This is a genomic window from Spirillospora sp. NPDC052269 (assembly GCF_040679435.1).
Lineage (GTDB): Bacteria > Actinomycetota > Actinomycetes > Streptosporangiales > Streptosporangiaceae > Spirillospora.
The window spans coordinates 288,677-302,804 of sequence record NZ_JBFAUU010000005.1 but is presented as its reverse complement, the minus strand read 5'-3'; the positions used below and the strand labels follow the sequence as shown (position 1 = coordinate 302,804).

Annotated in this window: 8 protein-coding genes; 2 read left to right on the top strand and 6 right to left on the bottom strand. The window is 71.9% G+C overall.

Going from position 1 to position 14,128, the window contains the following annotated elements; genetic code table 11:
• Nucleotides 1-17 precede the first annotated feature (17 nt).
• On the bottom strand, nucleotides 18-1,115 hold the full coding sequence (gene pstS / locus AB0L06_RS12845; protein WP_500231124.1) for a phosphate ABC transporter substrate-binding protein PstS: 1,098 nt from the start codon (nucleotides 1,113-1,115) through the stop codon (nucleotides 18-20).
• Between the two features lie 245 nt (nucleotides 1,116-1,360).
• On the opposite strand from pstS, the gene pip reads away from it, so the two are divergent.
• Complete coding sequence (gene pip, locus AB0L06_RS12840; RefSeq protein WP_500231123.1) at nucleotides 1,361-2,296, top strand: prolyl aminopeptidase; 936 nt, start codon at nucleotides 1,361-1,363, stop codon at nucleotides 2,294-2,296.
• A 1,589-nt stretch (nucleotides 2,297-3,885) separates the two neighbouring features.
• Here pip and mshD read toward each other — a convergent pair.
• Nucleotides 3,886-4,719 (bottom strand): mycothiol synthase, encoded by an 834-nt coding sequence (gene mshD, locus AB0L06_RS12835; protein WP_500231122.1) that lies wholly within the window; start codon nucleotides 4,717-4,719, stop codon nucleotides 3,886-3,888.
• Between the two features lie 166 nt (nucleotides 4,720-4,885).
• On the opposite strand from mshD, the gene AB0L06_RS12830 reads away from it, so the two are divergent.
• Nucleotides 4,886-6,562: a bifunctional metallophosphatase/5'-nucleotidase gene (locus tag AB0L06_RS12830; RefSeq protein WP_500231121.1), complete on the top strand. Its 1,677-nt coding sequence runs from the start codon at nucleotides 4,886-4,888 to the stop codon at nucleotides 6,560-6,562.
• Nucleotides 6,563-6,631: 69 nt separating this feature from the next.
• Here AB0L06_RS12830 and AB0L06_RS12825 read toward each other — a convergent pair whose 3' ends face one another.
• From AB0L06_RS12825 to AB0L06_RS12810, 4 genes are all read right to left on the bottom strand, one after another.
• The gene (locus tag AB0L06_RS12825) at nucleotides 6,632-7,798 is read right to left on the bottom strand and encodes an inorganic phosphate transporter (RefSeq protein WP_500231120.1); all 1,167 of its coding nucleotides are present in this window, start codon (nucleotides 7,796-7,798) and stop codon (nucleotides 6,632-6,634) included.
• Entirely contained in the window at nucleotides 7,795-8,412 is a 618-nt protein-coding gene (locus AB0L06_RS12820) for a DUF47 domain-containing protein (protein WP_500231119.1), read from the bottom strand. The genes AB0L06_RS12825 and AB0L06_RS12820 overlap by 4 nt, the downstream gene beginning before the upstream one ends.
• A gap of 552 nt (nucleotides 8,413-8,964) precedes the next feature.
• The gene (locus AB0L06_RS12815; protein ID WP_245628023.1) at nucleotides 8,965-9,189 is read right to left on the bottom strand and encodes a hypothetical protein; all 225 of its coding nucleotides are present in this window, start codon (nucleotides 9,187-9,189) and stop codon (nucleotides 8,965-8,967) included.
• Nucleotides 9,190-9,649: 460 nt separating this feature from the next.
• On the bottom strand, nucleotides 9,650-14,041 hold the full coding sequence (locus tag AB0L06_RS12810) for an ATP-binding protein (protein WP_500231118.1): 4,392 nt from the start codon (nucleotides 14,039-14,041) through the stop codon (nucleotides 9,650-9,652).
• Between the last annotated feature and the right edge of the window lie 87 nt (nucleotides 14,042-14,128).

Below are 14,128 nucleotides of genomic sequence, written 5' to 3'. Positions count from 1 at the left end.
GTCAGGGACCTCGGGTGTCAGGAGAGGGCCTTGACGGACGTCTGGACCTTGGTGAGCACGCTGTCGGGCAGCGGCGCGTAGCCCAGGTTGGTGAGGATCTTCTGACCGTCAGCGCTGGAGGTGTAGGTCAGGAAGGACTTGACGAACTTCGACTGGTCGGCCGGCAGGCCCTTGGTGCAGGCGATCTCGTAGGTGACCAGGACGATCGGGTAGGCCCCGGCCTCCTTGGTCGTGTAGTCGATCTTCAGCGCGACGTCGTTGCCGGTGCCGACGACCTGGGCGCCCGCGACGGCCTTGGACGCGCTCTCCGGGGACAGCTTGGCGTACTCGCCCGCGGCGTTCTTGACGTCGGCGGTCTTCAGGCTGTTGTTGGTCGCGAAGGACATCTCGACGTAGGAGATGGAGCCCTTGGTGCTCTTGACCTGCGCGGACACGCCGTCGGACTTGGTCGCGCCCTGGCCGACGCCGTTCGGCCACTTCTTGGCCGGCTCCCAGGTCCACGCGCCGGGGGCGGTGGCCTTGAGGTACTTGGTGAAGTTCTCCGTGGTGCCGGACTCGTCCGCGCGGTAGATCGTCTTGATCGGGCCGGACAGCTTGACGCCGGAGTTCTCCTTGGCGATCGCCGGGTCGTCCCAGGTCTTGATCTTGCCCGCGAAGATCCCCGCGATCGTCTCGGGGGACAGCTTCAGGGAGTCGGCGCCGTCCACGTTGTAGACGACGGCGATCGGGCCGACGACCATCGGCAGGTTCACGGCCGGGGCCGTGCAGCGCTTCTCCGCGGCGGTCGCCTCGGCCGGCTTGAGCGCCGAGTCCGAGCCGGCGAACGAGACCTGGCCGGAGTTGAAGGACTGGATGCCCGCGCCCGACCCGGCCGGGTTGTAGTTCAGGTTGGCGCCCGCGCACTTGGCCGCGAAGAGCTTGGTCCACTCCTCGATGGCGTTCTTCTGGGCGCTGGAGCCGGCGGCGTTGACCGTGCCCTTGGCGCAGTCGATGTTGCCGGTGGGGGCCTCGCTCGCGCTGGTGCCGGAGTTGTTGTCGCTGCCACAGGCACTCAGGGCCAGGGCACCAGCGACCACGACACCGCCAAGGGCGGCCAGCCGAGAACCGTTCTTCACCGCAAGATCTCCTCTAACGTCGTCAGCGGTGTCCCGACCGGAGGGTTTTGGACGTTTGTCCAGGTAGTGGGCTCACCGTCGAGTGTGAAGCTATTCGGGCGAAGTGTCCGGACGCCCCGATCCAGGTGAACGGAGAATGAACTCAAACTTCAACGACCAGGAAGAATGCCTCGACAGGCCATGGACGTGGGGTTAACACCCCAGGTCATCCCCTTGTGCATAGGGGTTCTGGCAGCATGGACGCCATGCCGCACCTCCCTGTGAGCGACGGAAACCTTCTCTACTGGGAAGCCCATGGAACCCCCAACGGGCGCCCCGCGATCGTCCTGCACGGCGGCCCGGGCTCGGGCTGCAACACGGGCTGGCTGACCTTCTTCGACCTGGACGTCCACCGCGTCGTCCTGCTGGACCAGCGGAACTGCGGCCGGAGCCTGCCGCACGCGTCCGAACCGGAGATCGACCTCAGCGCCAACACCACCCAACACCTGGTCGCCGACATCGAGCGGCTCCGCGAGCACCTCGGCATCGACCGCTGGACGGTCCTGGGCGGCTCCTGGGGCAGCACCCTCGCCCTCGCCTACGCCGAGGCCCACCCGGACCGCGTGACCGACCTGGTCCTGTTCTCCGTGGTCACCACGACCCACCGCGAGGTCGAGTGGATCACCCGCGGCGTCGGACGGCTCTTCCCCGGCCGCTGGGAGGCCTACCGGGACGGCGTCCCCGAGGCCGACCGCGACGGGAACCTGGCGGCCGCCTACTCACGCCTCCTCCACTCCCCCGACCCCGAGGTGCGGGACAAGGCGTCCCGCGACTGGTGCGCGTGGGAGGACACGCACATGGGCTTCGCGACGGGCTTCAGGAAGAGCCCCCGCTACGAGGACCCAGCCTTCCGCATGTGCTTCGCGCGGCTGGTCACCCACTACTGGAAGAACGCGGCGTTCATGGGCGAGGACGAGCTGCTGCTCGGCGCGTCCAAGCTGGCGGGGGTCCCCGGGACCCTCGTTCACGGACGCCTGGACGTGAGCAGTTCACCCGACATCCCCTGGAACCTCGCGCGGGCCTGGCCGGACAGCGAGTTCAAGATCGTGGACACGGGCCATGACGGCTCGGAGGCCGCGATGCTCGAGGTGATCCGGGCGGCCCTGCTGCCGTCCGGGCCGTCGTCCGGCGGCAACGTGTAGGCGGGACGCCAGGCCGTCACGGCGGCCATGAGGAGGAACGGGGCGGCGGGGAGCAGGTAGCGGGAGTCGAAGTCCACCGTCGCCGGAGGGGTCACCACCAGGGCCATGCCGGTGCACCACATCAGGAGCGCCGGCATGGCGGCGGGGTTCCCGCGGCGGAAGACGCCCACCGCGCCCACGAGCGCGGCGACGCCCAGCACGGTTCCGGGCGTGCGGACATGGGCCTGGTAGGCGCGCAGGAGCCCCCCGAACGGCTCGACGACCCTGGTCGCCGCCGGCCCGTGCTCGTACGCGCGCGAGACGCTCTCGTCCGTGCCGCCGCCGATCAGGGCGATGTGCGGGGACGGACGCGGCTGCTTGGGGAACTGGTAGAAGGACACGGTCCACGGATGCGGGTACCCGTGATTCGACCAGGCGAAGGAACGGACGAACACGTCGCAGGAAACGGTCCTGACGTAGTCGCCGGGCTGGTTGCCTATGGCCCAGATCGCGAACTCGCGTCCGCGCTCGTTCGTCTCGGGCGAGAAGGGGCGGCCGTGCTGCCAGCCGGTCGGTGAACCCGCCTCCCAGATCTGCGTGGACGAGGCGGACCGTTCCCCGACCGGCTTGGTCGGGCACATGCGCCGCAGGCGCGGCGGAGGGGTGTGCGCGTCGCAGTCGGCGAAGGAGGCGGTGCGCCCCCAGAGGAAGACGCCGTCGGCGTCACCGAGGGCGTACCTGCCGTGCTCCGCCTGGAACCAGACGAGGATCGCGCCGACCGGGACGGCGAAGACCGCGACCAGCAGCACGGGCGCCGCCACCCGGATCCGCCGCGACCCCGCGGCCCGGCATCGGACGACCAGGTACAGAACCCCCAGGACGACCAGCGGCACCCCGACCGTCCGGGTGATCGTCGCCAGGCCGAACAGCAGCCCGGCCGCGGCGACCCGTCCGAGCGTCCGCGCGGCCGTCCCCCGGGGCGGGTCGCACCGGACCAGGAGGGCCACCGCGCCGAACGCCAGCCCGAAGAAGAGCGTGTCCGACATCGGCATGTGCTCGAGCTGGACCTGGTACGGATCCAGCAGGACGGGCGCGATCGCCAGGGCCGCCCATCCGCGCCGGACGCCCAGCCCCCGGGTCGTCAGCCGGTACCCGGCGATCGCGACGACGAGCACCAGGACGTGCTGGAGCGCGACGACCGTCGTCAGGCTGTGCACCGGCTTGAGCAGCCACAACGCCAGCCCGTACCCCTGCGGACGGAGCGGGTGCGCGAACGGCGAGAGCCCGATCCGGACGTAGTCGTAGGCGTCGTTGAACCACAGCACCGGCCGGTATCCCGCGATGGCGAGCGCCCGCAGCGCGGTTCCGAGGGCGAGGAGGAGGGCGAAGGGCAGGTCCGCCCGGAGACCCGTCCCGGCGGCATGCCGCGCTCTCCGGACCGCGTCCCCGCACGCCCTCCGGCCCCTGTCCCCGACGCCTCGTCCCGACCAAAAGATCATTTGGTCGGGGAGCCTGGCAGGCTTGACAGGCCGCTATCGGGACAAGTCCGACAATTGTCAGCCTTTCTTCAGCTTCGAGCCGTTCCGGACCCAGGTCGCGTACCTCCAGGCTCAGGTCGCGTACATCACGTCCACGGAGTAGCGGGCGAAGCCGAGCGAGTCGTAGAGGTGCAGCGCCGACGGGTTGTCCTCGTCCACGTAGAGCAGGATGGCCGGGACGCCGACGTCGCGCAGGTGGTGGAGGCCGGTGAGGGTCAGGGTGCGGCCGAGGCCGATCCCCTGCGCGGACGGGTCGACGCCGATGACGTAGACCTCGCCCAGGCCGTCCGGGTGGATCTTCGTCCAGTGGAAGCCGATCAGGCGGCCGTCGCGCTCGGCCAGGAAGAAGCCCTCGGGGTCGAACCACGACTCGGCCTGGCGCTCGCGCACGTCGTCGATCGTCCACTGCCCCTGCTCGGGGTGGGAGGCGAAGGCGCGGGCGTTGACCTCGAGCCACGCCTCCTCGTCCTGGTCGGGACGGAAGGCGCGGATCGTGACCCCGGCCGGCGGGACGACCTCGACCATCGGATCGTCGGCCGACTTGCGCAGCTGGAAGAGGACGCGGCTGCGGGTCATCCCCTCGGACTCGGCCAGGCGCGCGGCGGCGGGCAGGTCGCCGTGGGCCCAGATGCGCAGCGGGCCGTCCGCCTCCTTCTTGAGCTCCCGCACCAGCCGCCGCCCGAACCCGCGCTGCCGGTGCCCGGGGTGGACGACCAGTTCGCCCGACGCGGGCTCCTCGCCCGTGGCCGGGTCGAGGTGGGCGTAGCCGACGACCGTCTCGTTCTCCCGGACGACCACGCCGACGCGGCCGGCCTTCAGCGCGAGCATGGCGTGCTCCGAGAGCGGCGCGACACCGTCCGTCTTGGTGGCGGCCTCGATCAGCTCGACGATCTGCGACTCCGTCATGATCACAGCCTAGGTCAGCGACCCCGATTCGGAACCGGGCGACCCCGGATGTTCCACCCCGGACATGCGGACATGCCGCGACAGGGCGGCCCGACCGTCAAAACGTCACGAAACCGTCATTAGGGCGTATGGATCGCGACGCGCCGGTTGGTTAGGTTCCCGAACCATGATCCGACCTCGTCTCACACTGGCCGCGGCGACCGCCGCGGTGGCGGTGACGGCCGTCGCGGCCCAGCCCGCCGGGGCGGCGCCGTCGCACGACAACGGAAAGACCGTTCCGGTGCGGCTGCTCGCCCTCAACGACTTCCACGGCAACCTCGAGCCGCCCACCGGCAGCTCCGGGACGGCCGTCGACGACAACGGCGCCTCCGTCCCCGCGGGCGGCGCCGCCTATGTCGCCGCGCACATCAAGCAGCTGACCGACCGCAACACCCTGAAGGTCGCCCAGGGCGACCTCATCGGCGCCTCCCCCCTGATCTCCGCGGCTTACCACGACGAGCCATCCGTCCAGTTCATGGGTGACATCGGCCTGACCGCGTCGGCGGTCGGCAACCACGAGTTCGACGAGGGGCTGACCGAGCTCAAGCGCATCCAGAACGGCGGCTGCCACCCCGTCGACGGATGCTCCCCCGCGGGCCCCTGGAAGGGCGCGAAGTTCGACTACCTCGCGGCCAACGTGCTCCGGGAGAAGACGAACAAGCCCGCCCTCAAGCCCTGGACGATCCGCGAGATCAACGGCGTCCGGGTCGGCATCATCGGCGTCGTCACCAAGACCACGCCGAACATCGTCACCGCGGACGGCATCAAGGGCCTGAAGTTCGACGACGAGGTCGCCGCGGCCAACCGGTCCGCGCGCGAGCTCAAGAAGCGCGGCGTGCACGCGATGGTCCTGCTCGTCCACGAGGGCGACCAGGTCGTCCAGGGTTCCAAGCCGAACGACTGCGGCGTCGTGCCGGGCGCGGGCACCCGCATCGCCGCCGAGGCCGACCCGGACATCGACGTCGTCCTCGCCGGGCACACCCACCAGCAGTACGTCTGCACGGTCAAGGACCCGAACGGGCAGCCGCGGCTGTACTCCTCCGGCTCGTCCTTCGGCCGCGTCATCACGCAGGTCGACCTCCAGGTGGACCGCAGGACGCACGACATCGTCCGGTCGTCCATGAAGGGCGTCAACCACGTCGTCACCCGCGACGTGAAGCCGGACCCGGGCACCGAGGCCTTCGTCCAGTACTGGAAGGACAAGGTCGCCGCGACCGCGAACAAGAAGATCGGCACGATCACCGCCGCCCTGACCCGCGCGCAGAGCCCGGCCGGTGAGACCGCGCTCGGCGACGTGATCGCGGACGCGCAGCTCGAGTCCGTCAAGGACAAGGGCGCCCAGGTCGCCGTCACCAACCCCGGCGGCGTCCGCACCGACCTGGTCTACAAGGACGGCGGCACGGTCACCTACGGCGACGCCTTCGCCGTCCAGCCGTTCAGCAACATCACCGGCGTGACCACGCTGACCGGCAAGCAGCTGGACGACGTCCTCGAGCAGCAGTGGACGAGCGCGGGCGAGAAGATCCTGCAGCCGTCCTCCGGCCTGCACTTCACCATCGACCGCACCAGGCCGATCGGTGACCGCGTCTCCGCCATCACCATCGACGGCAAGCCCGTCGACCCGGCCGCGTCCTACAAGGTCGCCGCGAACAACTTCCTGCTCGGCGGCGGGGACGGCTTCTCCGTCTTCACCCAGGGCAAGGACCAGGTTCTCGGCCCGATCGACCTGGACGCGCTGGTGAACTACCTCGGCTCCCACTCGCCGATCAGCCCGCCCGCGCTGGACCGCATCGCCGGCAAGTAGGACCAGGGCACAACGAACGAAGAGGGCCGTCCCCCGCCGGGGACGGCCCTCACTCGTTCGCTCCCGGGGTCAGGCCCCGAAGAAGTGCACGATGTAGTACACGACCGCCGCCACGATGGCCGCGGCGGGCATGGTCAGCACCCAGGCGACCACGATGTTCCCGGCGATGCCCCAGCGCACGGCCGACAGCCGCTTGGTCGCGCCCACGCCCATGATCGAAGCGGTGATCGTGTGCGTGGTGGAGATCGGAGCGTGCCAGATGTAGGCGGTCAGGTACAGGATGACCGACGCGGTCGCCTCGGCGGCGAAGCCCTTCGGCGGGTCGACCTCGATGACCTTGCGGCCGAGCGTGCGCATGATGCGCCAGCCGCCCGCGTAGGTCCCGGCCGACAGCGCGCCCGCGCACAGCACGATGACCCACCACGGGACGCCCTTGCCGTTCGAGTGGCCCGTGGTGACCAGCGCGAGGACGATGATGCCCATCGTCTTCTGCGCGTCCTGGAGGCCGTGCCCGAGGGCCAGGGACGAGGCGGACAGCGTCTGCGCGATCCGGAACCGCCGGCCGACCTTGCTGGGGTTCTTCTTACGGAAGATCCACAGGATGGCCAGCATCACGCCGTAGGCGGCGATGAAGCCGACGATCGGCGAGATCACCATCGGGATCGCGACCTTGTCCACCACCTTGGACCAGGCGACCGAGGACGCCGAGGCGAGCCCGGCGCCGACCACGCCGCCGATGAGGGCGTGCGAGGACGACGAGGGCAGCCCGAAGTACCAGGTGATGAGGTTCCAGGAGATCGCGCCGATGACGCCCGCCGCGACCACGGTCAGGCCGTGCAGCCCGCTGGGCGGGGTGATCACCTCGCTGACCGTCTTGGCGACCTGCACGCCGAGCAGCGCGCCCAGCATGTTCATCACGGCCGCCATCAGCAGCGCGACGCGTGGTGTGAGGGCACGCGTCGAGATCGCCGTGGCGATCGCGTTGGCCGCGTCGTGGAAGCCGTTGGTGTAGTCGAAGACCAGCGAGACCAGGATGACGAGCAGGAGCATCGCGACCTGCGACTCCGCCCGCACCCCCGTCACGCCGAGCAGGATGACGACCAGCAGCCCGATCGGCAGCGCGAACCAGAACCGGTGCGGGCCCCGGCGGACCTGTTCGGCCAGCGACGGCTCCTCACCCGGGACGGTCGCGTCCCTGCTGAGGACCGCGCTGTCCGTGTCGCCGGGAGCGCTCATGATTCCTTGACCGCGATCGTCTCAACCGTGTTGGCGACGTGCTCGAACGCGTCGGCCGCCTCCTCCAACCGGTCGATGATCTGCTTCAACTTCAGCACGGTGAGGGTGTCGTACTCGCCCGAGAACAGCTTGGCCAGCAGCTTCCGGTAGACCCGGTCGCCCTCGTTCTCCAGCCGGTTGATCTCGATCCAGTACTCGTTGAGCTCCTTCATCGAGCGCAGCCGCGGCATCGCCTCGGCGGTGAGCTCGGCGGCGCGCTCCAGGACCTCGACCTGGTGCACGATCTCCTTCGGGAACTCGTCGATCTTGTAGAGCACGACGAGGTCGGCGGCTTCCTCCATCTCGTCAATGACGTCATCGATCTGGGAGGCGAGCCGGTAGATGTCCTCGCGGTCGAACGGCGTGATGAACGTTTCGTTCAGCCGCCGCATGATCGCGTGGGTCGCCTCGTCGCCTGCGTGCTCGCAGGCGCGCATCTTCTCCGCGATCGCTTCCCGGTCAGTGCCGTCGCTGATGAGCTCCACGAGCAACCTGGCGCCGGTGACCAGATTCTTCGCCGAATCGGCGAACATGTCGTAGAAGCTGTCCTCACGCGGCGTGAGACGCAAGCGCACGTCGTTCTCCTGAGATGCCGGAACAGTCCGCTGTGGATCGTAGGCGCAACCGGCCGTAAAAAGAACTTTCGCCCCAGGTTCGACCGCCGTCCCCCATCCTCTCACCTACAAGGTTGCCCTAGATCACGACATGCACACCCGCGACACACAGCCCTGTCCAGGGGGATGTACCGCCTGGGCGTGGTGGTTACAGAGGGTCATCTGGGACGCGGAGTGATATTCGTTACAGGAGGCGCGCGAAGGCCCTTCAGGGGCCCCGCGAGCCCCGTCCAGGGCCAAGAGGGGAGCCGGGGGACGAGCCGAACGGGGTCCGGTGGCGGCGCGAACGGGGTCCGGAGGCAGGGCCGAACGAGGCCCGGAGGAGGGGCCGAACGGGGTCCGGAGGCGCGGGTAAACGGGACCCGGAGGCGCGAGTGAGCGGGACCCGGAGGCGCGGGTGAACGGGACCCGGAGGCGAAGCCGAACGAGACCCGGAGGCGGGGGGTAAAAGCGGGTGCCGGGCGTCCGCTGGGACGTCCCGGCACCGGTTCGGCCTGCCGACGAGCCGCCGTGTTATTCGCGTGACGACAGCTCGCGAAGACCGGGTTCGCATCCGGACCGGACTCCGAGCACCATGTCGATCTCGGCGAGAGTGAGCGGCCGCTCGGCCGCCGCGACCGCGCTGAGCATCTCGGCGTAGAGTTCGATCTCGTCAAGTGCGACCCGGTCATGGACGCGCAGGTCGAGATTCCGCTGGCGCACCGCGTCCACCTCCTGGTTGCGATTCGCGTCCGCCACCTGCGATGACACCGTCTCCGCGCAGGGACGGGCCGCACCCACTGCCCACGTCAAGGGTACGGTCCCGGTTCGTCGGGACGCATGACCCAAGAGGGCCATTCGGGGACCACTCCCGCCCCCTTCCTTCCCTGGCCCGCCCGGATGATGCGGCCCCGCCCGCCCGGATCACCCCCACAGGGCCCGTTTTGCCCGGCCCCCCATGGCCCCCGCCAAGGCCCCGGCCGCACCCCGCCCTGGCCCCGCCCGGGGCCTGCCTTGGCCCCGCCCGTCGCCAGCCCCAGCCCCGTCCGAGGCCCGCCCGGGGACGCCTGGGGGACGTCCGAAACCCGTCCGGGGACGTCCGAGGCCCGTCCGAGGCCCGTCCGAGGCTCGCCCTGGGCCCGTCCGGAGCCCGCCCGGGGACGCCCGAGGGACGCCCGAGGGACGGCCGAGGGACGGCCGAGGGACGGCCGAGGGACGGTCAGTAGCCTTCTTGGAGGCCGCCCATCATCTGCTGCAGGGAGGATTCGGGCAGGTCGCCGACGGTGAGGCGGGCGACGGTGGAGGCGTCGACGTCGGCGCCCGCGAGCCGGGCGGCCTGCCGGGCGATGGTCCCCTCGAACAGCTCGCGGACGGTGCGCGCGTAGCCGAAGGACGGGTCGCCGCGCATCTGCTCGAACCGGCCGAGCAGCTCGACGCGCAGCTCCTCGTCCAGCATGTAGAGGTCGCGTTCGGCGTAGGACTGGAACAGCCCGACCAGCTCCCGGTCGCCGAGCGGCTCGAACTCGATGAGCTGGCCGAACTCCTCCCGGAGCGCCGGATTGGCGGCGAGGAAGGCGTGCAGCTCGTCCGGCGGCCCGGCGCAGACCACCAGCAGGCGGTGGCCGTCGCGGCGCAGGACGGTGCGCAGCTCGTCGACCACCTCGGGGACGCGGTCGAGCAGGTGGGCCTCCTGGACCAGCAGCACCCCGCCGAGCGCCTGGTCGACCATGCCCCGGACCCGCGCCTCGGTGTCGTGCCCGTCGCGTCCGGTCAGGTGGGGGGGACGGCACGCCACCACGTGGCCCGAGCCGAGCAGCCCGAGCGCGGCGAACATCCCGCCGACCAGGGCCGCGACGGTCGACTTCCCGGTGCCGTGCGGCCCCGAGAGCAGCAGGTGCAGCGGCCGGTGCTCGGTGACGCCGTACCGGGCGCGGTCGGCGGCGACGCGCGCCTCCTCGACCAGCTCGTGGACGGTGTACTTCACCTCGTCCAGGCCGCGCAGGGCGTCGAGCTGGCGCAGGTAGCCGTCGATGTCGCCGGGCGGGCGGAGCGCCGGTTCCAGGCCCTCGGCGATGCCGTGCAGGTCCTGCGGGTCCAGGACGAGCCGGTCGCGCGAGGCGCCCGCGCGCTCCAGGTGCCGCTGGCAGGCGGTGTCCAGGTAGGCCTCGACCAGCCGCGCGTTCACCAGGTCGCCGGGGCCGCGCAGGCGGCCGAGGTCCTCGCCGGCGGTCCCGAGGGCGACGCCGCCGACCGTGACCCGCCGCTCGTCGGCGAGCAGGTGCAGCAGCGTCATCCGGTTCCCCGGATCGGACAGGTCCGGCAGCCGGTACACCCGGAACGCCTCGACCAGGCGCGGGTGGTCGGTGAGCATCCGCTTGTACGCCGACGGCTCGCACGTCGCGATCAGCGCGGTGTCGGTGGACGGATCGCGCCGCGCCCGCCGCACCGCCGTCACGAACGCCGCCGGGTCGGACGCGCCGAACAGCGCCGCGTCCAGCCGCTCGAACAGGATCGCCGGGCCGCGCTGGCCGAGCACCTGCTTCATCAGGTCGGCCGCGGTCGGCGGGGCCACGCCGTCCACGATGGTCTTCGGCGGGGCTCCGGAAGGCGTCCGGGCGCCGGACTCGCGCACGTCGTCGGCGTCGTGGGCGCGGACCGTCCCGTCGCCCAGGCCCGCCTCGGCCAGGGTCAGCGCGACCATCCGGGCGAGCCGCCGCTGCCCGGTGTGCGGCGCGCCGACCAGCAGCACGCTCGGCACCCCGCGGCGGATGCCGGACACCTCGTCGATGCGGGTGGAGTCGTCGTCGGCCGACAGCACCGCGTTGAACGCCTCGGCCTGCTCGCGGATCCCGTCGAGCAGCTCGGCGACGTCCTGCGCGCCGGACACGAACCCGATGCCGTACCGCTCCAGGACGCGCCGCTCGGTGCGGTCGCTCGGCGGCGGGATCTCGTGCACGGGACGTTCGGGCGACGGCGTCTGGTCGAGGAAGTCGAAGCCCCCGATCATCGTCTCGGACATCACGCGCGTACCCGGCGGGTCCGGCTTCTTGGGCGGCCCACCGGCACCGGGCCCACCGGCACCGGGCCCACCAGCACCGGGCGCACCGGCACCGGGCGCACCGGCGCCAGGGACGGCGGCTCCGCTGTCGTCCGGGCCCAGCACGCGCGTGCGAGGCGGGGGCATGTCGGGCTTGGGCGGTATGACCGGCGGCGGTGCCTGCTGGTGCAGGGCCGCGGGCTCGTCGAATCGCGTGCCGTGCGGATCGATCTGCCCCGGCTGCCCATTGCCGGGCGCGTTGGAGCCCGGGTAGCCCGCCGCGCCGCCCGGACGGTTCGGGGGCTGGGGCATGCCCTGCTCATAGGACGGGACGGGCGGCTGCCCAGGCCCGGATCCGGACGGCGCGTACCCAAGGGCCGCGTACGGAGGATGCTGCGGCTCGTTCAACCCGCCCTTGGAGGACGAGCCGTCCGGCTTGGTCGCCTCCTCCACCTCGTGCGGCGGCTGGGCAGGCGCGCCGTACTGGTTGAACCCGGCGGGCGCTCCGCCACCCGGGCCCGCGCCTGGCGGAACGAAACCGCCGGGAGGCTGGTTCTGCGATGGCACGGCATTGCCGGCCGAAGGCTGGTAGCCGAGGGCCGTGTAGGGCGGGGCGAAGCTCTCCTGCGGCTCGTCCTGCCCGGTGGCCGGCTTGGGCACATGCGGAACGGGCTGCGCCGGCGCACCGAACTGCGGATCCACCGGCTGCGCGGGCACACCGAACTGCGGATCGACCGACTGGGCGGACGCGCCGAACTGCGGATCCACCGGCTGCGCGGGCGCACCGAACTGCGGGTCGACCGGCTGCGCGGGCTGGACGAACGGCTGCTCCTGGTTCGCCGGGGGCTGGACGTACGGCTGCCCCGGCGGCTGGACGGCCTGGGCGGGCCGTCCCGGCACCCCCGGCTGCCCGAACGCGCCCTGTGCGGCGCCCTGAGGCGGATATCCGGGCGTTGCGGGCGGGCCGAACGCGCCGGGGACGGGAGGCTGTCCGAGTGGCTGAGGAGGCGCTCCAGCGCCTGGCGGGCCGCCAGGCGCTCCCGCCATGTCCGGGGCGCCGGGCGGCGCGTACGGCGCCTGGGGCGGCTGCGGGGCCTGTCCTGGCTGCGCGGGCTGGACGGGCATGCCGAACGGAGACGGCGGCTGCGAGTGCGCGTTCTTCTTGGGGATGGCGATGCCGGTGCTCGTGCGCGAGGTCGCGCGCGTGCGCTCGGGGCCGATGATGCCTGCGACGATCGCGTTCGGCGTCGGGAACCCGCGCGGGCGCGCGGGCATGCCTCCGGCCAGGCGGCACCACGCGAGGTCGAGCTCGTACATCGCGGCGAGCAGGGTGTCCGCGCCCTCCCCGGACGCGGCGACCGCCGACCGCAGCGGCTCGGCCAGGGTCAGGTCGTCCGGCCAGAGGCGTCGAAGCGGATGCCCGTGATTGCTCATCACGGCCTGCACCGTGTAGCGGATCTCCGGGTCCAGCCACGGGACGATCGCGGAGGCGACGTCCTCGCGGACGACGGCCAGGTCGGCGGCGAGGAGCGCGGCGGCGACCATGCGCGGCTCGATGTAGGCCGGGTCGGACGCGTCGCCGGTGATGTCCGCGACGGCCTCGGCGAAGGTGTAGAAGGCGTGCCGGAAGCTGTCGCCCGGCGAGCTCTCGGTGCGCAGCGCGGGCACCAGGTGCGGCGGGCAGCGCGTCAGCCACTGCTGGACGATCGCCTCGTCCCCGTAGGGGAGGGCGCCGTAGTCGACGGTCGGGTTGCCGAGCGTCGCGCCCGCCATCGCGAGCAGCGCGTCACTGCGCGCCTGGAAGCGCGGATCGTCGCGGAGCGCGCTGGCGGTCGCCCAGATCGTCCGCAGGACGACGACGGCGGAGTCGACGCGCCCGGCGCGCAGCCGTTCGGCGTACAGGCCCACGAGCTGCGACAGCGGGGGCGGGGTGAGCCAGCGCGGGCCGTCCACGTCGGGCAGCGGGTTCGCCCGGTGGCGCGCCCAGAGCCCGGTCATCGCGGCGTCGTGGCGGGCGTCGAACGCGGGCGCGGCGGCGCACCACAGCATCACGCCCCACGCGGCGACGACCGTGGACGGCGTCCGGGCGGTGAAGATCTTTCCGTCGTGCGGGTACTCCGCGCCCGGGAGCGCGGCGGCGGACGCGAGGGTGCTGCGCATCCGGGCGGTCAGCTCGGACGCGAACCCGCGCCGGACGAACGTCAGCGACGGCGACGGGTCGTAGGAGAAGTCCGGCCCGGCGGGCACCACGTGCGGAGGGAGCTGCGGCGGCTGCCCGCCCGCGTACTGCGCGGGCCGTGCGCCGGCACGGACGACGGGTGAATGCGGCGGCGGGCACAGGTACCACTGCCCATCGGACGGCTGGAGCCGGTACCAGCGCGCCCACGCGCCGAACAGCCACCACGTCCCGTCCGGAAGGACGAGCATGCGGCCCGCGATGGCATGCTGGCGTTGCTGCGGCGGCGCCGACTGCCACCACCCCGCGGCCACCATCGCCCTCGTGTCCCGCTCGGCCGCCGCGAACGGATCCTGCCCGGGCGGTGGGGCATTCCCTCGTCCCGGTCCCCACACCACGTGGTCATCGTAGCCGTGTCAAGGAATCCCCAACCCTGCCAGCGGCCGCTGGCCGCATTTGACCGCCGGCGGCCCGGCTTCCGCCCT